Below are 24,980 nucleotides of genomic sequence, written 5' to 3' on the forward strand. Positions count from 1 at the left end.
CTCCGGGGTTTCCGTGGGGGGGGGCGGCCCCCGCGGCGGGGGGGGGCGGGGGGGGCCCGCGCGTTCCGGCCCGCGCGGAAGGGCGGAAGATTGGTGGAGCCCAGGGATTACCCTTCCCTGGGCCCCGAGGGTGGCCACCATGCGTACGCCAGGCCAGGTTGGTGCGGCCGGTCAGACTGGAGTAGTCGCGCTCTGCCTATTGAGCTAGCGGCGCGTGTTGGAGCGCCGCGCGGGGGTCGAACCCGCGGCCTCGACTGAGATTGCCGGCCGTCGGTCGGTCTGGCGAGGTGGCCCGGTGTTGAGTTGTGGAGCGAGAGACTAAGAATCATGGCCGGCTGCCTCTGCCATTGGGCTACCCCGGCGGGTGTGAGCCGGGAGGGGGACTCGAACCCCCACTGACACCGTCCGTCGTCATCTTGAGTATGAGTCTCAGCTTTCGCGCCCAATGGTGGGCGCATCCCGCCGCTCCAGGCGGGAGATCAGGGGCCAGCCGGCCCGCCGCCGAGACTAGCGCGGGCGGCGGGCCGACGGCCGGGCCTATCGGGCGAACGAGGTCTTTCGGGCTAGCAGGGTCTAGCGGGCGAACAGGTAGTCGAACACGGGCCGGCCCACGGTCTGGTCGGTCACGTCGAACAGGTTCGCGGACTCGCGGGCGACCTTGACGGCCTCCGCGAGCCGCACGACCCGGTCCAGCAGCTGGGTGCGCCGCTCGGCCGGCAGCGCGCCGGAGAACTTCACCGTCGCCCAGTCCCCGACCGGCTCGTCGACCGTGAACACCTCGGTCTGCGCCGGGTGGTGCTCGGTGGCCTCGTACTTGACCAGCACCTTCGGCACCTTGCGCGACCGCACGGTCCGCGTCGTCGGCGTGCGGTAGACGCCGGCGGCCGCGTCCCAGGACCAGTCCTCGGCCGGGTCGAGCACCGGCAGCTTCGCGAGGAACGCCTGCAGGTCGGTGAGCTGCTTCTCCAGGAAGAGCAGGTAGGACACCGGGACGTCGCGCAGCAGCGGCACACCGTCGACGACGACGTCGGCCTTGGCGGTGCAGTTCGCGATGTCCTTGGTGGCGACCACGTCGAGCAGCCGGACCAGAACGGACGAAAGCTGCGCCAGCACCTCCTCGACCCGGACCTGGACCTTCGTGCCCTCGGCCGGAAGCTGGTCGCCGTCCTCGTCACGCGGCTGGTAGGTGCGGCTGATACCGGCGAGCAGCGCGTCCTTCTGGGTGGAGCTCTGCAGGTCGGTGACCTCGCGGCCGGCGCGGGCCTTGACGCCCTTCTCGATGGCGATGATCTGGTTCAGCTTGGTCACGGCACTGTCTCCGGGCTGGAACGGCTAGATCTCGATCTTCAGAATGGCGTAACTCTACCGCTATGCAGGGAAATGTCCGAACCGGTTTTCGCCGAATGCGCTGGCCGGGACGTCATCATCGAAGGCCGGAGATCTCGGTAGGTTGGGGCATGTGCGGCTCGGGCAGCGGAACGGGACAAAGGCACCGCCGTCGACGGGTGAGCCGCCGGCCGCGGGCGAGCCGCCGACGGCCGGCCACGAGGACCCGGACCGGCGCGACCCGGACCGGCGCGGCGCGCGCGCCGGCCGCGGCCGGGTGCGGCTCGGGCTGGCCCGCCGGTCCGACCGCGACGACACCCGCTGGTGGCTGCTGGCCCAGGCGGCGCTGACCCTGCTCGTGGTGCTCTCGTGGCTGCCGCTGCTGGTGATCCTGACCGTGCGCGCCACCGTGCTGTCGCCGAACTACTACACCCAGGGCCTCACCCGGGTGCACGCCTACGATCGGATCTACACCGAGATCCTGCCCGACCCCGCCGTCGACGACCTGATGGCCGGCCTCCCGATTGACCGGACGCTGATCACGGCGAACCTGCGGACGGTGCTGCCGCCGTCCACGGTCGAGGGCCTGACGGACGAGCAGATCGACCGGATCGTCGGCTACCTGCGGGGCGACCAGAACAACGTCGTGCTCACCGCCGACCTGCGCCCGCTGTTCGCGAACATCTCGGGCCTCGCCAACCGGTACATCGCGGGTGAGCTCGGCGCCGGCGCCACCTACCAGGTGTCGAGCGTCACCGATTTCACCGACGGTGTGCTCGCCGCGCTCGACGCCGTCGCCGCGGGCAAGCCGCCGAAGAACCTGCCGACGATGCGGCTGCGCCCGCAGGACGTCGACCTGGTCCTCGACGCGGTGCTCACCCGGCTCGACCCGACGACCAGGGCTACCGTCGAGGCGCCCGCGCGGGCGCTGCTGCTGCAGGGTGACGTCGCCGGGGCGCTGGCCGTCCTCGGCCCGCCGCTGTTCCGGGGCGACGACCAGGCCATCGCCCAGCTGCGCGGCAGGCTGGTCGACGGGACCGTGCTCGACCTCGGGGTGTCGCTGTCGGACCTGGGCCACAAGCCGACGATCCGGGCGGTCGAGCGGCTGCACGACCTGTCCCAGCGGCTGCCCGTGATCATCCTGGCCTGCGTGCTGGCGATGTTCGGTGGGCTGGTGGGCGTGGTCACGATCGCCCGGGGCCGCGGGCGGTCACCGGTCCGGGCCGTCGGCTACACGGCGCTCGCCGCCGGGGCCGGCTCGCTGCTGCTGGGCGTGGTGATGCGCCTGACCCTGCCGAACCCGCTGACCGCGCTGGACAAGCCCGGCTCGAAGCTGCCGCCGGGCGCCGCGCACGTGCTCACCGACTTCGGCGCCACGGCCTACCGCGGCATCGAGAGTGACTTCCTGCGGCTGACCATCTGGATGCTGGTGATCGGCTGCGTGATCACCGGCGTGTCGCTGCTGGTCGCGCTGTCCGCCCGGCTGGAGCGCCACGCCCGGTGGCGCCGGGTGGTGGCCACGACCGTCGTCGTCATCCCGACGCTGATCGCGGTCACCTGGGCGGCGTTCCCTGGCGCCGCGGCGGACGCCCGGGTGGTGTGCGAGGGCTCAGCCCGCCTGTGCGACCGGCACTACGACGAGGTCAGCTACGCGGCCAGCCACAACGCGATGGCCGACAGCGAGGACCAGTTCCTCGGCGCCGGGCAGGATCCCTCGATCGTCCACCAGCTCGACCTGGGCGTGCGCGGCCTGCTGATCGACGTGCATCACTGGACGACCCCCGAGGAGGTCCAGACGGCGCTCGCCGCGCTCAGCCCGTCGGAACGCACTGCGCTGGAGCCGCTGACCCGAGGGGCGCTGTCGGCCCGTCCGGGGCTGTGGCTCTGCCACGACATGTGCCAGCTCGGCGCGATCGAGTTCACCGCGCAGCTGCGCGCGATCGGGGACTGGCTCAACCGGAACCCGACCGAGGTCGTCACGATCATCATTCAGGACGAGGCGCCGGCCAACGAGATCATCGGCGCGGTCGAGGCCGCGGGGCTCGGGAAGACCGTGCTCACCCCGCCCGCCGACCCGGGCGGCACCTGGCCGACGCTGGGGCAGATGATCAGTTCCGGCCACCGGCTGGTCATGTTCACCGAGAGCCAGGACACGCCGGGCAGCTTCCTGCGCTCGTTCTACCGCTACGGCTCGGACACCCCGTTCGACGCCCGCACCGCTACCGACCTGACCGGCTGCGCGGTGAAACGAGGGTCGGCGGACGCCCGGCTGCTGCTGGTCAACCACTGGCTGACGACGGCCGCCCCGAGCCGGCGGGCCGCCCTCGCCGACAACGCCAGCCCCACCGTCGTCGCCCGGGCCAGCACCTGCGAGGACGTCCGCCACCGCCGGCCGAACTTCGTCGCCGTCGACTTCGTCAACATCGGCGACCTGACGCACGCGATCGACATCCTCAACGGCCTGACGCCCGCTTCCGGCCGGGCGTGACCCCGGGAGCGAGCCGCTCAGGCCCGGAGCCGACCCGGTGAGAGCGCCCTGCGCAGGGACGGGCGGGGTGCGCGGGCCGCTCGGCACGTCCGGTGACAAGGCCGGTGCGGTGACGCCGCCGGAGATGGAAAAGGCCACAACGGCGGCACGTCCGCCGCTGTTCAGGAGCAGGCACAGGGTATCTTCCGGTATGTCCAACCGGGCGGTTTCCTGGGCCTGACCAGCGGCCGTCCATCAGCCAACGCGGACATGACGCGCCGTCCGCCGAAAGGCGGCAGACACTGTCCATGCACCGAACGCTGATCGTCGCGGACAAGTTTCCGCCGGTGATGGGTGGCATTCAGACCTTCGCGTACTGCTTTGCCGCCATGCTGCCGCGGGACAAGGTCCTGGTCGTCGCGCCGCCGCATCCGGACGCGCCGAAGCTCGACGCCGACGCGCCTTTCGAGATCGTCAGGCATCCGGCGGCGAACCTGCGGCTGCCCGGCGTCGGGCCGGCCATCGGCCGGATCGCGCGGGCGGAAGGGTGCACCGCCGCCTGGTTCCCGGCCGGCACGCCGCGCGGGATGATCGCCCCGGCCCTGCGCCGGGCCGGCGTCGAGTGGGTGGTCTCGTCCACCCACGGCCACGAGTACGGCTGGTCGCACCTGCCCTACGGCTACCAGCTGGTCCGGTCGGTCGCTGGCAAGGCGGACGTCGTCACCCACCTGACCGATGTGACGCTGCGCCGGCTGAGCAGGGTCGCCCCGAACGGCACCCGGTTCGAGCGGCTCACCGGCGGTGTCGACGTCGACCGGTTCCACCCGGGCGCCGGCGGTGAGGAGCTACGACGTAGGCACGGCTGGGGCGGACGGCCTATCGTGACGTGTGTTGCCCGTCTGGTGCCTCGCAAGGGCCAGGACGTCCTGATCAGGGGGTTGCCCTCGGTGTTGCGCCACCATCCGGACGCGCTGCTCGTCGTCGTCGGCCAGGGTCGCGACGCCGCTCGGCTGCGCCGGATCGCGGCATCCGCGGGGGTGACCGGGAATGTCGTCTTCACCGGCCCGGTTGCCGAAGAGGAACTACCCGCCTACCTGGACGCTGCCGACGTCTTCGCGATGCCGTCCCGTCCGCGCAAGGGTGGGCTCGATCTTGAGGGGCTCGGGCTGTCGTCGCTGGAAGCGGCGGCAACCGGCAAGCCGGTCATCACCGGCCGGCACGGGGGTGCGCCCGAAGTGGTGATCCCTGGTGAGAGCGGAGTGGTCGTGGACGGGACGGATGTCGCCGCGGTGGCCCGCGCCGTCGACGAGCTGTTCGCGGACCCGGACCGGGCGCGTCAGCTGGGCGCGGCCGGTCGGACTTGGATGAGCTCGGCCTGGACCTGGGAGCACCTCGGTGCCCGCCTCGCGACGCTGCTCGCCGCCGCGCCGGCCGACGCCACACCGCCGCGTGCGCCAGGGGCACCGCTGGTCGGCTCCGCGCCGGTCGGTGAGCCCGCTACTCAGGACCACTTGTAGGCACGACGATGGAGCCTGACGAGTCGACCCAGCCCGCGACCGCGCTGGTTGCCGCGTTCCCGTCCGGCCTCCCGTACGCGGCGCTGACCGATGAGCCGCTGGTGGAGGCGCTCCCGACGGACCCGCCCGCGCAGGACGCGGCGGCACAGCCAGCCGGGGCGTCCACCCGGTCGCGCCGGTCCAAGCAGATCATGGCCGCGCTCAGCGTGGTCGCGCCGGCCATCGGCGGGATCTGGCTGGGAACCCACCGCCACGAGCTCGTGGCGGCGTTCGAGGCCTGCAGGTCGGCCGACGGCGAGTGGCTGATCGTCGCCGTGATCGCCGCGTGCGCGACCTACGTCGCCGCGGCGGCCAGCATGAAGGGCGCGGTGACGCGGAACCTGCCGTTCGGGCAGCTCGTCGCCGTCCAGATCGCCGGCATCCTGCCGAACGTGCTCGTGCCCGCCGGCATGGGCGTTGCCGCGCTGCAGACCCGTTACCTGCTGCGCCGCGGGTTCTCGATGGCCGAGGCGGTCGCCGCCACCGCCGCCAACGCGACGGCCGGGGCGCTCCCGCACGCGGTGGTGCTCGTGATCCTGCTGGTGTGCGGGGCCGTTCCGTTGCCACAGCTGGGTATACCCGGCCAGACCGGCTACCTGCTGGCGGCGCTGGGCGTGCTGGTGGTCGCCGCCGCCTGCGTGCCGAAGGTCCGCCGGCTGGTAGGGACGGGCGCCCGGCGCGTCGTCGAACAGCGCGCCCTGCTGGCGGGCAGCGGCAGCACCAGCCGCGCGGCGCTGCTGTGGGGCGGCTCGATCGCGATCCCGATGCTGCACGCCGCCACGCTGTGCGCCATCGCCGCGGCGCTGCACGCGCCACTTGGTGCCGGCAAGATCATCCCGGTCTATCTGGTGGCCAGCGCGCTGTCGGCGATCATCCCGTCGCCCGGTGGCTTCGGCGGCCTGGACGCGGCGCTGACGGCACTGCTCACCGGCGCCGGCGCCCCGACCACGACGGCGATCGCGGCCGTCCTCGGCTACCGGCTGCTCACCTCCTGGCTGCCGATGGCGCCGTCCGCCGCGGTCTGCGGCGTGCTGATTCGCACCCGCGTCCTCTGACGACGGCCCAGCGCGCCGTACTGCGCCGCATAGGGTAAATCCGTGAACGGAATGGACGCGCTGTTGACGGCTGGCGCGGGGCTGGTCGCCGGTGCCGTCAACGCGGTCGCCGGCGGAGGCACGCTGATCGCCTTCCCGGCTCTGCTGGCCGCCGGGCTGCCAGCCGTCACCGCCAACATCACCTCGTCGACCGGGCTGGTCACCGGCTACGCGGGCGGCGCGCTCGGCTACCGGCGAGAGCTCTCCGGGCAGCTGCCCCGGCTGCGGGCACTCGCCCCGGCCGCGGTTCTCGGCGGGATCGTCGGCGCGGTGATCCTGCTGGTGACGCCGAAGAACAGCTTCAAGGCCGCGGTGCCGTTCCTCGTCCTCATCGCCTGCCTGCTGCTGGCCAGCCAGTCGAAGCTGTCAGGAGTCGTCGCGCGCCGCCGCGCGGCCAAGGCCGCGACCCCGACGGCGGCTGAGGTCCACGCCGCGTCGGCAGCCCCGGCCGCGACCCCGACGGCAGCCCCGGCCGCGGTCCCGGCGGCCGCCCCGGCCGCGGCCGCGCCGCTGGACGGCGGTCCGCCGGGCACCGTGGCCGTGGCCGCGCCGGGAACCGTGCCGGTCGTGGCCACAGCGCAGGCGGCGGCGTCGACGCAGGTAGCAGTCCGGCCCGTCACCTGGCCGACCCGGATCGGGGTGTTCGTCGCCGGCGCCTACGGGTCGTACTTCGGCGCGGGCCTGGGCGTCCTGCTGCTCGCGGTGATGGGCATCCTGCTCGTCGACGACCTGCAGCGCACCAACGCGCTGAAGACGCTGCTGTCGTTCATCGTCAACGCGGTGGGCGTGATCGTCTTCCTGGCCAGCGCCCAGGTCGCCTGGGCCTACGCCGGCGTCCTCGTCGTCACCTCGGCCGTCGGGGGCGTCCTGGGCGCCAGGGTTGCCCGCAACCTGCCGCCCGTGTGGCTACGCCGCGGCGTCATCACCCTGGGCCTGGCCGTCGCGGTCGTCCTGTTCGTCCGGGACTTCACCTGATCCCGGTCGTGCGTACTCAGGGGACGAGCGGGCCGCGGGCTGGTGGGCCGGCGGCCTCCAGCGCCTCGGTCTCGTCCTCGGTGAACAGGCGGGAGCGGGTCAGGAACCGGTAGCCCTCCGGGGCCTCCAGGCTGAAGCCGCCGCCGCGGCCCCTGACGAGGTCGATCGTGAGCCGGGTGTGCGACCAGTACGCGAACTGCGCGCCGCCGATGTAGACCGGCACGATGGCGCCGGACGGTCCCGGGTCGTCCGGCCAGTCCGCCGAGCCGGGGCCGCGGCCCGGTGGACTGGCCGGGGCCGCCGGCTCGGCGAGGCCGGCGGTGTCGTCGAGGTCGAGGACGCCGAGCAGGACGTCCCCGTCCCCGACGAGGAACTCCCCGCGCGGGTAGCACATCGGCGAGGAACCGTCACAGCACCCACCGGACTGGTGGATCATCAGCGGGCCGTGCGCCGCGGTCAGCGACCGCAGCATCGCCGCCGCGGCGGGCGTCGCGTCGACCCGAAGAACCTCGCCCATGACCCTCCTTGCGCATGCGCTTGTCGCGGCGCGGCCATCTGCCGGGGCCGTCCTGGCCGGACGGCCCCGCACGTCCGCACCTTGATCGCTGTTTCGGCCCTCTGGTGGTCGTGAGACAGGCCTGATCACAACCAGACGAGGGCCGAAACGGCGATCACTGGCACCAGCGTGCCCGGCGGCGCCGCCGGGATGGGCCGGACCTGCTCTAGAAGAAGCCCATCGCCTTCGGGGAGTAGGAGACCAGCAGGTTCTTGGTCTGCTGGTAGTGGTCGAGCATCGCGAGGTGGTTCTCCCGCCCGATGCCGGACTGCTTGTACCCGCCGAACGCCGCGTGCGCCGGGTAGAGGTGGTAGCAGTTCGTCCAGACCCGGCCGGCCTTGATCTCGCGGCCGGCGCGGTAGGCGGTGTTCGTGTCGCGGGTCCACACGCCGGCGCCGAGGCCGTAGAGGGTGTCGTTGGCGATCTTGATGGCGTCGGCGTAGTCGTCGAACGCGGCCACGGAGACGACCGGGCCGAAGATCTCCTCCTGGAAGATCCGCATCCCGTTGTCGCCGGAGAAGATCGTCGGCTGGACGTAGTAGCCGCCGGCCAGGTCGCCGCCGAGCTCGGCGCGCTCGCCCCCGAGCACCACCCGGGCGCCCTCCTTCTTCCCGATGTCGATGTAGGAGAGGATCTTCTCCAGCTGGTCGGTGCTGGCCTGGGCGCCGATCATGGTGTCGGTGTCCAGCGGGTTGCCCTGGCGGACGGCCTTGGTCCGGATGGCGGCCTTGCCCAGGAAGTCGTCGTAGATCGAGCGCTGGATGAGTGCCCGGCTCGGGCAGGTGCAGACCTCGCCCTGGTTGAGGGCGAACATGGTGAAGCCCTCGAGCGCCTTGTCGTGGAAGTCGTCATCCGCCGCGGCCACGTCGGCGAAGAAGATGTTCGGGCTCTTGCCGCCGAGCTCCAGCGACACCGGGATCAGGTTCTGGCTCGCGTACTGCATGATCAGCCGGCCGGTCGTCGTCTCGCCGGTGAAGGCGATCTTGGCGATTCGGCCCGACGACGCGAGCGGCTTGCCCGCCTCCACGCCGAAGCCCTGGACGACGTTCAGCACGCCCGGCGGGACCAGGTCGGCGATCAGGTCCCACAGGATGTTGATCGAGGCAGGGGTCTGCTCGGCCGGCTTGAGCACGACGGCGTTGCCGGCCGCGAGCGCGGGCGCGAGCTTCCAGACCGCCATCAGGATCGGGAAGTTCCACGGGATGATCTGCCCGACGACGCCCAGCGGCTCCTGGAAGTGGTAGGCCACGGTGTCGGCGTCGATCTCCGAGAGCGACCCCTCCTGGGCGCGGATCGCCCCGGCGAAGTAGCGGAAGTGGTCGATGGCCAGCGGGATGTCCGCGGCCAGCGTCTCCCGGACCGGCTTGCCGTTGTCCCAGCTCTCCGCGACGGCGAGCTGCTCCAGGTTCTGCTCCATCCGGTCGGCGATCCGGTTGAGGACGAGCGCGCGGTCGGCCACGGAGGTGCGGCCCCAGCCGGGCGCGGCTGCGTGCGCGGCGTCCAGCGCCAGCTCGATGTCCTCGGCGCTGGACCGGGCGATCTCGGTGAACGTCTCCCCGGTGACCGGGCTCGGGTTCTCGAAGTACCGGCCCCTGACCGGCGGGGTGTACTCGCCCCCGATGATGTTGTCGTAGCGCGATGCGTAGCTGACGGGAGAACCGGGCTGCCCCGGACGGGCGAAGACGGCCATCGCGCGTCCTTCCTGACGTAGGACTGGTGCCGCTGCTGACCGAGGGCCGCGCGAGGCGTCGTTGTGCCCCGCGGCCCTGGGCCGTTGTGCGTCCCGGACGGTAGCCGCGCCGACGTTGCAATCCCGTTGCCAGCGCTTCTTCGTCGCCGCCCGGGTCCGGAGGCGATGACCGGAACGGGCCATTGCGTGTCCTGTCGGGTATCGGGACGGTTTCGGGCCGGACCAGGTCGGCGTAGTGTGATCCCCGTCATACGGCTCCTGGCGGAGTCGCTTCGATCGAAGCGGTGATCGAGCGTGACGGATGAGGTGACCGCGCCGCGGCTGGTGCGGCAGGCGCGCGAGGCGGTCGCGGCCGGCGCGCCGCTGCCGCTCGCTGCCACGCGCGCCCCGCGTCCCCTGGTCCGGCGCACGGTCGTCGACTCGTGGGCCCGGTCCCGGTCGTTCGGCGTGGACCCGGACCGCAACTCCCCGCCGCTGCGGCTGGCCGGGGACCGACTGCGGGCCGCGCGGTCGGCCTATCCACTCGCCGCCGTCCTGCCGCTGGTCCGTGACCTGCTCGTCGCGCGGGCCGGCGCCGACGGGTTGATCGTCGCGGTCAGCGACGCCGACGGAACGTTGCTGTGGGTCGAGGGCGACCACACCGTGCGCGGCCGGGCCGAGGAGGTGGGCTTCCTGGCCGGTGCCGGCTGGGACGAGGCCCACGCCGGCACGAACGCGCCGGGGCTGGCGCTGGCCATCGACGGCGTGGCGCGGGTCGCCGCCGCCGAGCACTGGGTCCGCACCGTCCGGCCGTGGAGCTGCTCCGCGAGCCCGGTGCACGACCCGGCGGACCACCGGGTCATCGGCGCCGTCGACGTCACGGGGGACGGGCGGGCCGCGTCGACCGCGGTGCTCGCGCTGATCTCCGCGACGGTCGCCGCCGCCGAGCGCGAACTGCTGATCCGGCGCCTCACCGACCCCACCACCGACCGTGACGCGTCTGTGGGCAACCGTCTGGAGGTCGCCTGCCCGGAGGCGCCGGTGCTCGTCGTCGCCGGAAGGCGGGTACCGGTCACCCCGCGCCACGCCGAGCTGCTCCTGCTGCTGGCCGAGCACCCCGACGGCCTGACCGCTGACGAGCTGGCCGCCGCGGTCGACGAGCGCGCGCTGGACCCGGTGACCATCCGGGCCGAGCTGTCCCGGCTGCGCCGGGTCGTCGGGCCCGGTCTGGTGCGGTCCCGGCCCTACCGCCTCGTCGGCCCGCTGCACACCGACGTCGCGGAGCTACGCAAGCTCCTCGCCGCCGGAGACCACCGGGCCGTCCTCGACCGGTGGGCCGGACAGCTGTTGCCGCGCTCGGCCGCACCGGCGGTCAAGGTGCTGCGCGACCGGCTGCGCGCCGAGGTACGGGTCGGCCTGCTGCGCCGGCGCGACGCGGCGCTGCTGCTGCGCTGGGCCGACGGCCCGGCCGGCGAGGACGACCTCGCCGTCTGGGAGGCCTGCTGCCGGCTGTTGCCGCCCGGCCCCGACCGGGACAGGGCGACCGCCCGGGTCGGCCTGCTGCACCGCGAGCTCGCCGCCGGATAGAAGCCGGCCGCACCCCGGCCCTCGCCTGCGGACGTGACTCTCGTGGCTACAGTGGGCCTACCACGCTGTCACGGATTCTGGGCCGGTCAGCGCCGCCGCGCCAAGGACGCTCAGCGTCGCCTCGGCCTGGCGCCGCCGGTCTCTCCCTCGGGCAAATCGGAGCCACCTCGTGCTGACCATGCAGGACGCACTCGCGCGCCTGGCCGCGTACTGGAGCGAGCAGGGCTGCCTGGTCGTGCAGCCGATGAACACCGAGGTCGGTGCTGGGACGCTGAACCCGGCGACCGCGCTGCGGGTCCTCGGCCCTGAGCCGTGGAAGGTCGCCTACGTCGAGCCGTCGGTCCGCCCCGACGACGCCCGCTACGGGGAGAACCCCAACCGCCTGCAGACGCACACCCAGTACCAGGTGATCCTCAAGCCGGAGCCGGGCAACCCCCAGGAGCTCTACCTGGGCTCGCTGATCGCGCTCGGGATCGACATCGAGGCGCACGACGTCCGCTTCGTCGAGGACAACTGGGCCTCGCCCGCGCTCGGCGCCTGGGGCCTGGGCTGGGAGGTCTGGCTCGACGGCCTGGAGATCACCCAGTTCACCTACTTCCAGCAGGCCGGCGGCCAGCCGCTGGACCCGCCGTCGGTAGAGATCACCTACGGCATGGAGCGCATCCTGATGGCGCTGCAGGGCGTGCGCCACTTCAAGGACATCCTCTATGCCCCCGGCCTGTCGTACGGCGAGCTGTTCGGCCAGGCCGAGTACGAGATGTCGCGCTACTACTTGGACGACGCGGACGTCGCCGCGACCCGCGGGCTGCTCGACGCGTTCGCCGGCGAGGCCGAGCGGCTCGTCGAGGCCGGCCTGCCGGTGCCGGCCCACATCCACGTGCTCAAGATGAGCCACGCGTTCAACGTCCTCGACGCCAGGGGCGCGGTGTCGACCGCCGAGCGGGCGGTCGAGTTCGCCCGGATGCGCCGGCTGTCGGGCGCCGTCGCCCAGCTGTGGGTCGCGACCCGCCAGACCGCCGGCTTCCCGCTGCTCACCGCGGCCAGCCGGGCGGGTGACGGGACCGCAGGCCAGCCCGGGTCCGACGCCCGCCCGGCGGCCAACCACGGCGCGCTGTTCGCGGCCGGCCCGCGCACGCTGTTGCTGGAGATCGGCGTCGAGGAGATGCCGCCCGCCGAGGCGGTCGCCGCGCGCGAGCAGGTGGAGTCGCTGCTGGCGAAGAAACTGGCCGAGGGCCGGCTCGCGCACGGCGTCCTGACGGTGTCCGCCACGCCGCGCCGGCTGGTCGCCACCGTCGCCGACGTCGCGTCCCGCGAGGCCGACGCCACCAGGGTGGTGCGCGGCCCCAAGGTGACCGCCGCGTTCCGGCCGGACGGGACGCCGACTCCGGCCGCCGCCGGCTTCGCCCGCGCCAACGGCGTCGAGGTCGCGGCCCTGGCCAGGACGACCGAGAACGGCGTCGAGCACCTGGCCGTCGTCCGCCACGAGCGGGGCCGCCCGGCGACCGACGCGCTCGCGCCCGTGCTGGCCGACGTCGTCCGCAAGCTGCGCGCCAGCAAGAACATGCGCTGGAACAACCCGGAGCTCAGCTTCACCCGCCCGATCCGCTGGGTGGTCGCCCTGCTCGGCGAGTCGCTCGTCCCGATCGAGGTCGGTGGGCTGGTCGGCGGGCGGCGGACCACGCTGGTCCGGGTGGCGCCAGGGCAGCCGAGCCGGGCCGGGATCCCGGCGACGGTCGAGCTGACCGGCGCCGACGCCCACGCCGCCGCGCTGGACCGGGCCGGAATCCTCCTCGACGCGGGCGAGCGCCGGGAGCGGATCGCCGCCGCGGCCACCCGGCTCGCGGCCGAGGCCGGCGGGCACGTGGACGCCGCCGCCGAGTCGCGCCTGCTCGACGAGGTCAGCTTCCTGGTGGAGCAGCCGACCCCGATCCTCGGCGGCTTCGACCCCGGCTATCTGGAGCTCCCGGAGGCCGTGCTCACCACCGTGATGCGCAAGCACCAGCGGTACCTGCCGGTCCGGGCCGGCGCCGCCCCCGGCGCGCCCGGACCGGACGACGCCGGCCGCCTGCTGCCGCGGTTCGTCGCCGTCGCCAACGGCACGGTCGACGTCGACGCCGTCCGGGCGGGCAACGAGGCGGTGCTGCGGGCCCGGTTCGAGGACGCGGCCTTCTTCTACCGGGCCGACCTGAAGACCCCGCTCGCGACGATGGTCGGGCGGCTGAGCCGGCTCACCTTCACCGACAAGCTCGGCTCGATGGCCGACCGGGCCGGGCGGATCGCGACGCTCGCCGCCGTGCTCGCCAGCCGGCTCACCCCCGGTCTGGCCGGCCCGGACCGCGAGGTGCTGCGCCGGGCCAGCGAACTGGTGAAATTCGACCTCGGCTCCCAGATGGTCATCGAGCTGACCAGTCTCGCCGGGACGATGGCCCACGAGTACGCGCAGGCCGCCGGCGAGCAGCCGGCCGTCGCGACCGCGCTGCTGGAGGCCGAGCTGCCCCGCTCCGCCGGCGGCCCGCTGCCGGCGACCGTCCCGGGGGCGCTACTGGCGCTCGCCGACCGGCTGGACGCGCTGGTCGGGTTGGCCGCGACCGTCGGCCTGCCGACCGGCTCCAGCGACCCGTTCGCGGTCCGCCGCGCCGCGCTCGGCGCGCTCGCGATTCTGCGGACCCGCCCCGAGCTGGCCGGGCTGTCGCTGCGGGACGCGCTGGCCGCGTCGGCCACCGGCCAGCCCGTCGCGGTGACCGCCGCCCTGCTGGACGAGACCGCGGCCTTCCTGGCCCGGCGCCTGGAGCTGGCGTTCGTCGACGAGGGCTTCCCGGTCGACCACGTCCGCGCGGTCCTCCCGCACGCCGACCGGCCGGCCCACGCCGAGCGCCTCGCCCGCCAGCTCGCCGACCTGCGCGGCCGCGACGACTTCCGCGCGGTCGCCGCCGCGCTCGACCGGGCCCGGCGCATCGTCCCCGCCGCGACCACCGCCGGCTACGACCCGGCCCGCCTCACGGAACCGGCCGAGCTGGCCCTGCACCAGAGCGTCGCCACGGTCGGCGCCGGCCTGGCCGGGCTCGGGGCCGCCCCCGACCTGGTGTCGTTCACCGCCACGACCGCCCCGCTGGTCGCCCCCGTCAACCAGTTCTTCGACGACATCCTGGTCATGGATCCCGATCCGGAGGTCCGCGCCACCCGCCTGGGCCTGCTGGCCACCGTCCGCGACCTCGGCGCCGGCGTCCTCGACTGGTCCGCCCTCACCGGCTGACCTGCCCCGATTCGGTGGAGCTGGGGGCGTCGCCGGTCGACGCCCCCTGGGCGAGCTAGTCGGTCGCCAGGCCGGCGAGGAGCGCGCGGATCGTGGCCGCGGCCGCGTCGCGCGTCTGGGTGGGGTGCGGCGAGCTGGCGATCAGCATGCCTGCACGGGTGAGGGCGCCGAGCAGTAGCCGGGCGAGCGTCTCAGGGTCGGCGACCCGGATCCTCCCCGCTGCCGCGGCACCTCGCAGCGCGTCGACGATCGCCGTGTACGCGTAGCGCTCGTCGAGCTCGGTGAAGCGGGCGAGCCCGAGGACCGCCGGCGCGTCGGTGATGACGATCCGCGCCACGTCTGGTCGCAGGACGGCGTCGAGAAACGCTTCGAAGCCACGGGCCAGCGACTCGATCTCGTCGGGCGCCTCGACGGCGGCCCGGGACGAGGCCGCCAGGAGATCGACGTGCACCTGTTCGAAGACGGTCTCGAACAGCCCGGTCTTGGTCGGGAAGTGGTGGTAGAGCGCGCCGGTGGTCACGCCCGCCGCTCGCGCCAGGTCGTCGACGGAGGTCGCCGCGAACCCCCGCTCGCCGAACAGCTCGCGTCCCGCCGCGACCAGCGCTGCCCGGGTCTGCGCCACCTGCTGGGCTCGCAGGGAACGTGGACGCCGCTCGGGCTCGGGCTCGGTGGGCACCTGGTGGTCGGGCACGTCGTCCATTAAGCCCGCCGATCGCCGTTGCGCGCCGCCGTGCCGTCAACATAGTGTCCCTATGTGAGATAGCAACACTATGTGGGCGTCGAGTGCGGGCGCCGGACGAGAGGAAAGCCGTGACGAGCCGAGCGATCACAGCGTTGGGCCACGAACGAGAGACGCTCCTGGAGATCTGTGCCGGCCTCGACGAAACCGAGGCGCTGGCGCCGAGCGGTTGCCCCGGCTGGACGACGAAGGACGTCGTGGCCCATCTGGCGGCGCTGTTCTGGGTCGTGGTCGACCCCGCCGCGCTGCCCGACGTCGCCGGACTGCCGACCGAGCGGGCGCAGGACGTCCTGGTCGAGTCCCGCCGGAGCTGGAGCTTCGAGCGGGTGCGCGCCGACTACGCGCAGGTCAGTGTTCAGGCCCTCGCCCGGCTGGCCGCCCTGGAGACCATGGAGATCGAGGTCTCTCTCGGCGACCTCGGAACCTACGCCGCCCCGACGCTTCCGACGGCGTTCTGCTTCGACCACTACGTCCACATCCGCGCGGACCTGTTCGCCCCGCGCGGCTCGCTCGCCGGTTTGCCGCCCGCCTCGGACGCGTCCACGCTGGCCGCGGCCCTCGACTGGGTCGAGGCCGCCCTGCCCCAGCAGAACGTGGAGCTGGTCGCCACCCTGACCGGCACGGTCGAGATCGCCCTCGGCGGCCCGGCCGCTCGGCTGCTGCGCGTCGGCTCGGGCGACCCGATGGCCCGTATCACCTCGGACCCCGCCGGGTTCCTCCGCTGGGTCACGCAGCGCGCGGCCTGGGAGGACACCGGCGCGGCCGCGACGGGCGACGAGACATCGCTGGCGGTCGCCCGCCGGCTCCGGGTCTTCTGACCCGCGCAACCGGCGGGCCAGGGGTCTGGGCTTGGGGGGACTACTCGCCGACGACCAGGGCCAGGGTGAAGCCGTCGTAGCCCTTGTTGCCGACGGTCTGGACCGCGGTCGCGCTGACGCGCGGCTCGGCGGCGATCAGGTCGTGCAGCTCGCGGGTGCCCACGACGCTCGGGTCCTGGCTGTCCGGGTTGGCCACCTGGCCCTCCCGGACGACGTTGTCGACGATGATGACGCTGCCCGGCTTCGTGAGCTTCACGGCCCACTGGAAGTAGGCCGGGTTGTTGACCTTGTCGGCGTCGATGAAGACCAGGTCGAACGGCCCGGCGGCCTCCGCCAGCAGCTTGGGCAGGGTGTCCAGCGCCGGGCCGACCCGGATGTCGACGACGTCCGCGAGCCCGGCGCGCGCGACGTTGGCCGTCGCGACGGCGGCGTGCCGCGGGCTGACCTCCAGGGTGACCAGCCGCCCGTCGGCCGGCAGGGCCCGGGCCAGCCAGATCGTGCTGTAGCCGCCCAGCGTCCCGACCTCCAGGATCCGGCTGGCTCCCCGGATCCGCGCCAGCAGGTGCAGCAGCTTCCCCTGCGTCGCGGAGACCTGGATCGACGGGATCCCGGCCGCCACGGTCGCCTTCAGCGCCTCCTCCAGTGCCGGGTCCGCCGCCACCAGCTTGCCGTCGAAGTAGTGGTCGACCGCTGTCCAGAGCTCGTACGACATCCAGGCCTCCTCGCCACACCGCGGCGCCACCTCGCGCCCGCGCCCAGTCCACCCTGACGACCCCGACGGTCCAGTACCAGCGCATCGGCCCTGTCTGGTCCGCCACACGAGAGTCCGCCACACACCGGCCCGCCACACACGGGTCGGCTACACAGAGGTCCGCCACACAGGGGTCGGTGCCCCTCGCCGCCACGCGCGACGCCGGGCTACCGGCCGGTCGGCCCGAACCGCTCGGTCCGGACCCGGGACGGGTCATGGCCGCCGGCGACGAGCAGGTCGGCGACGGCCTCGACGAAGCCCGTCGGCCCGCAGACGAAGCACAGCGGAGCTAGGTCCGCCGGCCAGCCCGCCGCGCCGAGGTCGGCCGCGGTGATCCGTCGCGGCGGTCCCGGCCAGCCCTCCGGGGCGGTCCGGGTGTAGACGTACGTGATGTCGAGGCCGCCGTCGGCGGGCAGGCGCCGGCGCAGCTCGGCCGCGTAGTAGGCCTGTTCCGGGCCGCGCACCGAGTAGACGAGCCGGAACGGGACCCGGCTCGCGGCGGCGCGCCGGGCCCGGATCATGGCCATCAGCGGGACGACCCCGGAGCCACCGGCGACCAGCAGCACGGGATCGGGCGGGCCGGCGGGGTCCCAGACGAACCAGCCGCCGATCGGGCCGCGCAGCTCCACCGGGTCGCCGACCGAGAACACCTCGACCAGGTAGGGCGAGACCTCGCCGTCGAGTACCCGCTGGATGGTGACCTCGACCCGGTCGCCGTCGGCGGGCGCGGCCAGCGAGTAGGCACGCGACGCCCGGTAGCCGTCCTCGGCCGTCAGCCGGATGTCGACCCGCTGCCCGGCCAGGTGCCCCGGCCAGCCCGGCACGTCCAGGACGAGGGTGCGCGCGGTCGGCGTCTCGTCGACGATCGCGACGAGCCGGCCGGTCCGCCACCCCATCCTGGCCCCGACCCGCGTCGGTCCGGCCATCGTCCGCGTCACCCCTCTCAAACGCGACTCTTGCCCGCTCACCCGCGACTCTCAGCCGCGACCGTCACTCGTTGCTCTCGTTCGCGGCTTTCACCGGCCGCTCGCGACTTTCGCCCGCCGCTCTCGTCCGCGATTTTCACCCGCAGTTCCGCCCGCGGCCGGGGCCGGCTGGTCAGTCGCCCTGGTAACGCTCCTCCCGCCAGGGGTCGCCGCGGTCGTGGTAGCCGGCCGCCTCCCAGAAGCCGGGGGAGTCCTCGGGCATGAGCTGAATGCCGCGGACCCACTTGGCCGACTTCCAGAAGTACAGGTGCGGGACGAGGAGGCGGGCCGGGCCACCGTGCTCGGGGTCCAGGTCCTCGCCGTCGTACCGGTGCGCCACCCAGGCCTGGCCGTCGAGCAGATCCTCCAACGGCAGGTTCGTGGTGTAACCGCCGTAGGAGTGGATCATCGCGTAGTCCGCGGCCGTCTCGACGTCCTCGAACAGGGTGTCGAGCGAGACGCCCTTCCAGGTGGTGGCGAACTTCGACCAGCGGGTGACGCAGTGGATGTCGACCGTCGGGGTCTCCTGCGGCAGCGCCTGGAACTCGGCCCAGTTCCACGAGTACCGTTCGCCGGTCTCGCTGGTGATCGTGAACTGCCACCGGTCCGTCGGGACCCGCGGCGTCGGCCCGGCCGAGAGCACCGGAAAGTCCTCTTCCTCGTACTGGCCGGGCGGAAGCATGGTGTTGCCCCGGCGCCGACCGTGAAACCCCGGCGAGACGATCCCCATGCGGCCCAGGATTTCACGTCCCCACCGGCCGTGACCGGGCACGGGCCTCACCAGCGCCAACTCACATGGTGGATCGGTCTCACATGGTGAATCGGTGGCGGCGCGATCGAACCGGAGCCGGCCGCAGTACGTCAATGTCGGCATGATCGGGCGAAGCTGGGCCGGCCGGGCGCTCGCGGCTGGGATCGTGGCGACACTGGCGCTGGCGACAGGCTGCCACCGGGGTGAGTCGACGAATCCGCTGGTCGAGCGGTACTACCAGGGCTGGCCGGCCGGTGCGGGTCTGTCGGAACCGGCCGGGGCCGGCCCGGTGGCGGTGCTCCAGCCGAACCACCGGATGGAGCTCGCGCTGACGGGCAGCAGCTCCTGCCCGAGCCTGCCCGTCGCGCTGACGGTCGTCGACCGGCACGCGATCGAGGTCCGGGCCGCCCGGCTCACGCCCACCTCCACGTCGACCAGGTCCGAGGCGTTGGCGGTGTGCGCCAACGACACCGTGCCGACGACGAGCGTGCTCAGACTGCCGCCGGCCGTGGATACCACGCGGCCGGTGCTGGTCACCGTCCATTTCGCCCCGGGCGGCGCGGCCGAGATCGTCACCGCCTATCCGGCGTCGGGCCTGGCCCCGATTGGCGTGGCTCCGACCGGCCTGGTCCCGATGCCGGACAGCACGCTGGTCAGCGGAGGCGTTCTCCCCGCGGACGCGGTGTCGTCCCGGGCCGCGATCCGGGCGGCCTTCGACCGCGCGCTGACCGGCACCGACCCGGCGGGTACAACCAGTGCCCCCGCGGGCGGCGGGTTCGCGCCGACGGACCGGTCCGGTTGGGCGCTCGCCGCGGTCGAGGACGGCCCGGCGATGCGTCGCCCGCTGGCCGAGCTGGTCAGGCGCTTCCCGGCCGCGGCGCGCTCGTCCCAGGTCGTCGTCGGCGCGATCGACTTCGTGGACGTCAACCACGCCACGGTGCGGTACACGCTGAGCTTCACCGGCGCCGGAAGCGGCACCCCGCGGACCGGCACGGCGGTCCGTGCCGGCGCGGGTACCGCAGCGGACCCGGACTGGAAGGTCGGCCGGGACACCTACTGCGCCGTCCTCTCCCTCGCCGGTGTCGCCTGCCCCCCGGCCTAACCGCCCGCGCGGCAGGCGATGCCGGGCGACGGCGCGGCGGGCCGCGATGGCGGCGCGGAAGGCATCTTTTTCGGACCACCCGCCGGCTGCGCGGCTGAGAGTGGAGGTATCCCTGCCATGCAGGGTGATAATCGCCCTGGGACGCACATTTTTGCCCTGGATATCGCCTGTGAAGGGCTTGGCGAGGAGTAAGTCGCTCTTGGCGTAGCTGAAAAATGATCGGCGCGCAGGTGACGCGATCTGGCCGACGGTCTTCTGTTCGAAGGTAATCGATTCAAGTTCGGTTACCTGGTCCGCGGTCGCCGAACAATCTCGTGCATCTCGATCGAAAATTTCGCTGTCGCTTGCGCCCGCGTGTGAGTAGGTGCTGGTAGGGGTGCGACACAACGGGGGACCGTGAATTTCAGGGGCGCCATTTCGAATGCCCTCCCAGTCTGACTGGAGGGTGCAGTTGTATTGTGGGCCCGACCGTCCATGAAGGCGCCACACTAGCATTTTAGTGCCTCTTGTGAAGAGTGGTCTGTCCGCTATTCTGGACGCATGTTCGATATGGGCTTTGACGGCCAGGCGCGCATTGACCGTCCTGTGCGGGCTGACAACCCGGCGCGGGCCGGCGGCTCTGCCATGTCGTTGAACGCTCAACCGTCGGGGCCGCGACCGTCGAACACACAGCCGCTCAACGCTCGATTTTCCGAAACCTCGCCGTTGGGCCCGTCCTCGTTGAAGGTCCCGTCGGTCAGGACCGCGCCGGCGGGGGCTCGGCCGGTCGGGGCTCGGCCGGTCGGGGCTCGGCCGGTCGGGACTTGGTCGGTCGGGACTTCGTCGGTCGGGGCTCGGCCGGTCGAGACTTGGTCGACGGCGGGGACCCCGTCGGTCAGGACTTGGCCGTCGGTTGAAACTCCGTCTGTCAGAACTCCGTCGGTGAGGACCTGGCCGTCGGTGAGGACCCCATCGATTGGGACTTGGCCGACGGCCAGGACCCCATCGGCCAGGATCCCATCGGCCAGGACCCCATCGGTCGGGCCACGGCCGTCGGGCGCTTCCCCAGTCGGGCGACAGCCGTTGAACGTGGCGACGGCGGACACGCTCCCATCGCGGCGGTCGGAGTCGGGTTCAGGGTCGCGGTCGGGTTCGGACGGGCTGCTTGGGGTGGTGGATGCGTCGATCGATGCTGCGCTCGCCAGGCTGGCGGGGTCCGATCCGGCGGGGACGTTGGCGCTGGTGTCCGAGATCGCGCGTATGACGGCGCGGTTGCAGGGATTGATGATCCATGCCCAGGTCCACCTGGCCCGGCTACGCCCGCCTCCGCGTGGTGACTGGGCCGATCCGTCGGCTGGACCGTATTCGGAGTTCGCAGCCGATGAGCTTGCCGCCGAGCTGGGCCAGTCGCCGCGGGCGCAGTCCGATCGGCTCTCGACCGCGTGGGATACCGCGCATCATCTTCCAGGGAGCCTCGCGGCATTGACCGCCGGGACGCTGGACTACCCACGGCTGGCCGCGCTGCAGCAGCTCACAATGGGTCTGTCCGACGGGCAGCGATCCCTCGTCGAGGACACGATGCTCGCCGGCAGCCGGTTGAAGTCCACCCCACAGTGGCGGCGCAAGATTCGCCGACTCATCGCGAAGATCGCCCCTGAAGCGCTGGCCCGCCGCCGCGCCGAGGCACATTCCCGGCGCGCGGTCAGCATCACGCCGTTGGACGACGGTATGGCGCTGTTGGAAGCGACTCTTGCCGCCGAGGACGCTCGCGCCGTTTTCGACCGCATCGACAGCCTTGCCCGGGCGAGCCGCACCCCGACCGGGCGGACGGAACCCGGTAGCGGGACCGAGGAGCACCGGCCACTGGATGCCCGCCGCGCCGACGTGCTCGCCGCGCTGCTGCTGGGTAACCGTCGTGAGTACGTGACCGTCGAGCTGCAGGTCATCGCGCCCGTCGGCACCCTCGCGGGTCTAGACGACAACCCAGCCGAACTGGTCGGTTATGGGCCAATTCCCGCGAACGTCGGGCGCGCGCTCGCCTCGGATGCCCATTGGCGGAGGGTCCTCACGGATCCGGAGTCGGGCACTGTCCTGGACCTCGGGCACCGCCGGATTCCCACCCCGGCACTGGCTCGCCTCGTCCGCCATCGGCAGGGGCGGTGCGTGTTCCCAGGCTGCGGGATGCCAGCGACTCAGGCAGATATCGATCACACCGTGGCCCACGCCGCCGGAGGCCGCACCGCCCTCGACAATCTGGGCTTGCTGTGTCGTCACCATCACCGGGCAAAGCATGCCGCCGACGGTTGGCGGCTCGATCAGCCCTCGCCCGGAATCTTTCGCTGGACCAGCCCTTCCGGCCGGACCTACACCGCCGACACCACCACCAACGACGAGGAAGCTGTGCTCCCCTGGGAACACCCTCGACCCAAAGACATTGACGTCGAAGATCCCGGGGCCGCCCCGGGCGCGCGGGCCCGGCCGCCCCCCCCCCCCCCCGCCGGCCAGCGGGCTGCCGGCCCGCGCAGGACCGAGCCTTTCATCCCAGGCCGCCAGTCGACCGCCGGCCAGCGAGCTGCCGGCCCGCGCAGGACCGAGCCTTTCATCCCAGGCCGCCAGTCGACCGCTGGCCAGCGAGCCGCCGCCCCGCGAACGGCCGAGCCCTGCCCCTTTTGACCGCGAAGCTGGGTCCGTCAGCAAACGAGCCGGGCCGGGAATGCGATCCGGCAGTCGCACGAGCGTAGGGGCGGCTTGCGCGCGAGATGATCGCCGATCGTGCCATTGGAGGGTTGTGCTCACGGCCGTCGCGTGAAGCATCTTGACTGCTCGAACGGCTGTCATGATGGTTGGCCCGGTCTGGCCGGCCGCATTCGCGGTGGTCGGCGGAAAATGGGATGCGGTGATCGGAGGCGGCTGGCAGGCTCCCTGACCATGGGCGAACCTTCCGGCAGGTGGTCGCCTGCCGAGTACGGCGACCGCATTGCCGACGTGTATGACCACTGGTACGAGGGTCTGGATGAGGCACTGCCCGCCGCTGTCGAACTGCTCGCCATGACGGCCAATGGCGGGCAGGCGCTGGAGCTGGGAATTGGCACGGGCCGCGTCGCCCTGCCGCTTGCCGCGGCCGGGGTCAAGGTTGCCGGCGTCGACGCGTCGGAGCGCATGGTCGCGCGCCTGTGGGCCAAGCAGGGTGGCGCGGACATCCCGGTGACGTTCGGGGATTTCGGCGATCCGGCCGTGCTCGCCGAGGCAGCGGGCACGTCGGGCGAGGTCAGTCTTGTCTACGTCGTGTTCAACACGCTGTTCGCGCTGCCGACGCAGGCCGAGCAGGTACGGGTGTTCGGGGCCGTCTCCCAGGTGCTCGCGCCCGGAGCGGCCTTCGCGGTCCAGGCGTTCGTGCCCGACCAGAGCCTTTTCGCCCAGGGCACCCGGTTCAGCACGGACAGGATCGAGGGCGACGAGTCCCGCCTCACCGCGGCGGTCCATGACCGCAACGCCCAGACGGTCCGGGCCAACCACGTCACCCTGAGCCCCCGCGGAATCGAGACGTACCCGGTCAACCTGCGTTACGCCTTCCCGGCCGAACTGGACCTGATGGCCTCCCTCGCCGGCCTGACGCTGGAGGCCCGCTATGGAACGTGGTCCGGCGAGCCCTTCACCAACGCCAGCGGCAGCCACATCTCCCTGTGGCGCAAGCCCACCCGCCCCTAAATCCGGGCGCCCTTCTCCTGGTTGCAGCGGCGGCACAGGAGTTGGAGGTTGTTGATGCTGGTGGCGCCGCCGAGGCTGTGCGGAATGACGTGGTCGAACTCGAGGTACTCGGTCGCGCGGCACTGAGTGCAGGCGCCGCCGTCCCGCTGCCAGACGGCGGCTTTCACAGCGGCTGGGATTGCGCGGGAGTCTCGCTGCCCCGGCGCCACGACAAGCCGCTTCGCGACCCGCAGTGTGCCCGCGAGGACTGCCGCGGCGTACTCCGAGTCGGACAGCAGATAGGTGCCTCCTACGCGGCTTGACGTCGAGACGTCCACGCCGCGGCGGTTTGGCGTGACAGCGTGGATTTTCGCCCACGTCGATTCCGAACCATCCCGGCCGGCGGAGATGAAACGCAGCTTCTTGTTGGAGGCGACGAGCCGGCCGGGGGTCGAGCGTGGGCCGTTGGCGAGTTGGCGGACGTGGGTCGCGGGGACGTCGAGGTGCACGATCTCGTCCATCTCCAGGTGCAGAGACGGGTTCTGGACCCTGGGCAGATCGCCTTCCAGGAAAGCGGCGAGCGCCCGCCCGCGCTCCATCCGGGCACGCATGTGATCCACGGCTCTGTGCTGGATATTCAGGACCGTGACAGCGGAGAGGAACCCGGACATCTCGTGTTCCTCGATGATTCCGTCAGCGAAGGCGAACGAGACGGTGCGCTCCAGATGCGCCAGTCCGACCTTCTGGTAGACGTCATACGCATAGGACTCCGGCACCCGCTGGAAACGCAGATCCGTCCACAGCCGATCCAGCACCGGCCTTGACGCTCCCTCGCGGGCGAGCGCGTCGGTGAGCTGGAGCTGCCACTGGGCCAGCACCCGCCGGAAACGGGCGTCGCATTCCGCGCACCGGGCTGTGCCCAGGCCCAGCCGCTTGCGCTTGGTCGTGCCGCAGCTGCCACAGGTCGAAACGGTCTCCGGCCAGGTCGCGACCCGGTGCTCGGCCCAACCGGAACCGTCCCACCAGCGCAGTGCCGCCGGGTCCGTGGGGTCGGGATACCAGTCGGGTCGCATCGCGCCCGCTGGGGTGTCTGTCGGCGGCCGAGCGGGTCCCGCCGGCGCCGAATGGCGGGCACCTTGCACAGGCACTGGGGGGAGAGCGCCGTCCGGGGAAGGCCCGGGCTCGTCGTCGACCTGGATCCCGTAGCTCGTGGCCAGGCCGGCGAGGCCACTGTCCCAGCCCTGCCCGACCGCGCGGAACTTCCATCCGCCAGCCCGCCGGTAGAACTCACCGAACACCATCGTCGTCACCGGCTGGGCCAGGTCCGGCACGAAACTCGCCAGCAGACCGCCCGGCTCCGCGACGACATTGACCCGTAGCCCCGGGATGTCGCGGAAGGCCCCGCTGTCGACCGACCCGGCGAGCACGATGACCTCGACGTCGGGCTCGACATCTGGCAACGACGCCGCGAACGAGCCCGCGCTGACCCGAACGGCCCCAGAAGGGTGGACCGGCTGGTTGAAGAACACGAAGTCCGCATCGGAGCGCACCTTGCCGGTGCCGGCGGTGAGGACCGCGCACACGTCGACATCCGGGCCGCCACGCTGCTCCAGCTCCAGACGGACCGGCCTGGTCGTCACCTCCATGTTCGCGCCCGCGCTCAAGCTCAGCACAGCCACCATCGCCAACTCCCCCGATTCCCCGT

At 72.6% G+C, this 24,980-nt stretch carries 18 protein-coding genes and 1 tRNA gene; 10 read left to right on the plus strand and 9 right to left on the minus strand.

Annotation, left to right across the window (positions count from 1 at the left end; translation table 11 throughout):
* Positions 1-369: 369 nt before the first annotated feature.
* Positions 370-464: transfer RNA gene (locus I6A60_RS09995), tRNA-OTHER, on the minus strand.
* A 109-nt stretch (positions 465-573) separates the two neighbouring features.
* Positions 574-1,308, minus strand: coding sequence for a hypothetical protein (locus I6A60_RS10000; RefSeq protein WP_203025066.1), 735 nt, complete (start codon positions 1,306-1,308; stop codon positions 574-576).
* 151 nt (positions 1,309-1,459) lie between these two features.
* On the opposite strand from I6A60_RS10000, the gene I6A60_RS10005 reads away from it, so the two are divergent.
* The 4 genes from I6A60_RS10005 (at position 1,460) to I6A60_RS10020 (ending at position 7,418) form a co-directional block, all read left to right on the plus strand.
* Positions 1,460-3,814, plus strand: a complete 2,355-nt coding sequence (locus I6A60_RS10005) for a hypothetical protein (protein ID WP_307873612.1) — start codon at positions 1,460-1,462, stop codon at positions 3,812-3,814.
* 287 nt (positions 3,815-4,101) lie between these two features.
* A complete protein-coding gene (locus I6A60_RS10010; protein WP_203025067.1) occupies positions 4,102-5,310 on the plus strand; it encodes a glycosyltransferase family 4 protein in 1,209 nt (402 codons plus the stop codon).
* Positions 5,311-5,318: 8 nt separating this feature from the next.
* On the plus strand, positions 5,319-6,404 hold the full coding sequence (locus tag I6A60_RS10015) for a lysylphosphatidylglycerol synthase transmembrane domain-containing protein (protein ID WP_203025068.1): 1,086 nt from the start codon (positions 5,319-5,321) through the stop codon (positions 6,402-6,404).
* A gap of 42 nt (positions 6,405-6,446) precedes the next feature.
* Positions 6,447-7,418: a sulfite exporter TauE/SafE family protein gene (locus I6A60_RS10020; RefSeq protein ID WP_203025069.1), complete on the plus strand. Its 972-nt coding sequence runs from the start codon at positions 6,447-6,449 to the stop codon at positions 7,416-7,418.
* A gap of 16 nt (positions 7,419-7,434) precedes the next feature.
* On the opposite strand, the gene I6A60_RS10025 is transcribed toward I6A60_RS10020, so the two are convergent.
* Together I6A60_RS10025 and adh are read right to left on the minus strand one after the other, a co-directional pair.
* Positions 7,435-7,935, minus strand: a complete 501-nt coding sequence (locus I6A60_RS10025; protein ID WP_203055597.1) for a DUF779 domain-containing protein — start codon at positions 7,933-7,935, stop codon at positions 7,435-7,437.
* Positions 7,936-8,140: 205 nt separating this feature from the next.
* Entirely contained in the window at positions 8,141-9,664 is a 1,524-nt protein-coding gene (adh, locus tag I6A60_RS10030) for an aldehyde dehydrogenase (protein WP_203025070.1), read from the minus strand.
* A gap of 294 nt (positions 9,665-9,958) precedes the next feature.
* Between adh and I6A60_RS10035 the strand changes: the two genes are divergently transcribed.
* Entirely contained in the window at positions 9,959-11,230 is a 1,272-nt protein-coding gene (locus tag I6A60_RS10035) for a phytochrome sensor protein (protein ID WP_203025071.1), read from the plus strand.
* Between the two features lie 178 nt (positions 11,231-11,408).
* Complete coding sequence (locus I6A60_RS10040; RefSeq protein WP_238435144.1) at positions 11,409-14,483, plus strand: glycine--tRNA ligase; 3,075 nt, start codon at positions 11,409-11,411, stop codon at positions 14,481-14,483.
* A gap of 55 nt (positions 14,484-14,538) precedes the next feature.
* Here the strand turns inward: I6A60_RS10040 and I6A60_RS10045 are convergent, their stop codons facing one another.
* Positions 14,539-15,183: a TetR/AcrR family transcriptional regulator gene (locus I6A60_RS10045; RefSeq protein ID WP_203025073.1), complete on the minus strand. Its 645-nt coding sequence runs from the start codon at positions 15,181-15,183 to the stop codon at positions 14,539-14,541.
* 110 nt (positions 15,184-15,293) lie between these two features.
* Here I6A60_RS10045 and I6A60_RS10050 point away from each other — a divergent pair, with 110 nt between their 5' ends.
* On the plus strand, positions 15,294-16,040 hold the full coding sequence (locus tag I6A60_RS10050) for a maleylpyruvate isomerase family mycothiol-dependent enzyme (protein WP_203025074.1): 747 nt from the start codon (positions 15,294-15,296) through the stop codon (positions 16,038-16,040).
* A 40-nt stretch (positions 16,041-16,080) separates the two neighbouring features.
* On the opposite strand, the gene I6A60_RS10055 is transcribed toward I6A60_RS10050, so the two are convergent.
* The 3 genes from I6A60_RS10055 to I6A60_RS10065 all read right to left on the minus strand — a co-directional run bounded on the left by I6A60_RS10055 (position 16,081) and on the right by I6A60_RS10065 (position 18,486).
* Positions 16,081-16,752 (minus strand): O-methyltransferase, encoded by a 672-nt coding sequence (locus tag I6A60_RS10055; RefSeq protein WP_203025075.1) that lies wholly within the window; start codon positions 16,750-16,752, stop codon positions 16,081-16,083.
* A gap of 206 nt (positions 16,753-16,958) precedes the next feature.
* The gene (locus I6A60_RS10060; protein ID WP_203025076.1) at positions 16,959-17,717 is read right to left on the minus strand and encodes a ferredoxin reductase; all 759 of its coding nucleotides are present in this window, start codon (positions 17,715-17,717) and stop codon (positions 16,959-16,961) included.
* Positions 17,718-17,889: 172 nt separating this feature from the next.
* Positions 17,890-18,486, minus strand: coding sequence for a sulfite oxidase-like oxidoreductase (locus I6A60_RS10065; protein WP_203025077.1), 597 nt, complete (start codon positions 18,484-18,486; stop codon positions 17,890-17,892).
* Between the two features lie 94 nt (positions 18,487-18,580).
* Here I6A60_RS10065 and I6A60_RS10070 point away from each other — a divergent pair, with 94 nt between their 5' ends.
* The 3 genes from I6A60_RS10070 (at position 18,581) to I6A60_RS10080 (ending at position 23,296) form a co-directional block, all read left to right on the plus strand.
* Positions 18,581-19,609: a hypothetical protein gene (locus tag I6A60_RS10070; protein WP_203025078.1), complete on the plus strand. Its 1,029-nt coding sequence runs from the start codon at positions 18,581-18,583 to the stop codon at positions 19,607-19,609.
* Between the two features lie 1,149 nt (positions 19,610-20,758).
* Positions 20,759-22,261 carry an HNH endonuclease signature motif containing protein gene (locus tag I6A60_RS10075; protein ID WP_203055598.1) on the plus strand — a complete coding sequence of 501 codons (1,503 nt, stop codon included), beginning with the start codon at positions 20,759-20,761 and terminating at the stop codon, positions 22,259-22,261.
* A gap of 255 nt (positions 22,262-22,516) precedes the next feature.
* Entirely contained in the window at positions 22,517-23,296 is a 780-nt protein-coding gene (locus I6A60_RS10080) for a class I SAM-dependent methyltransferase (RefSeq protein ID WP_203025080.1), read from the plus strand.
* Here the strand turns inward: I6A60_RS10080 and I6A60_RS10085 are convergent.
* Complete coding sequence (locus I6A60_RS10085; RefSeq protein WP_203025081.1) at positions 23,293-24,957, minus strand: TerD family protein; 1,665 nt, start codon at positions 24,955-24,957, stop codon at positions 23,293-23,295. The two genes, I6A60_RS10080 and I6A60_RS10085, sit on opposite strands and share 4 nt — an antisense overlap.
* Between the last annotated feature and the right edge of the window lie 23 nt (positions 24,958-24,980).

Source organism: Frankia sp. AgB1.9, from assembly GCF_016786355.1.
Lineage (GTDB): Bacteria > Actinomycetota > Actinomycetes > Frankiales > Frankiaceae > Pseudofrankia.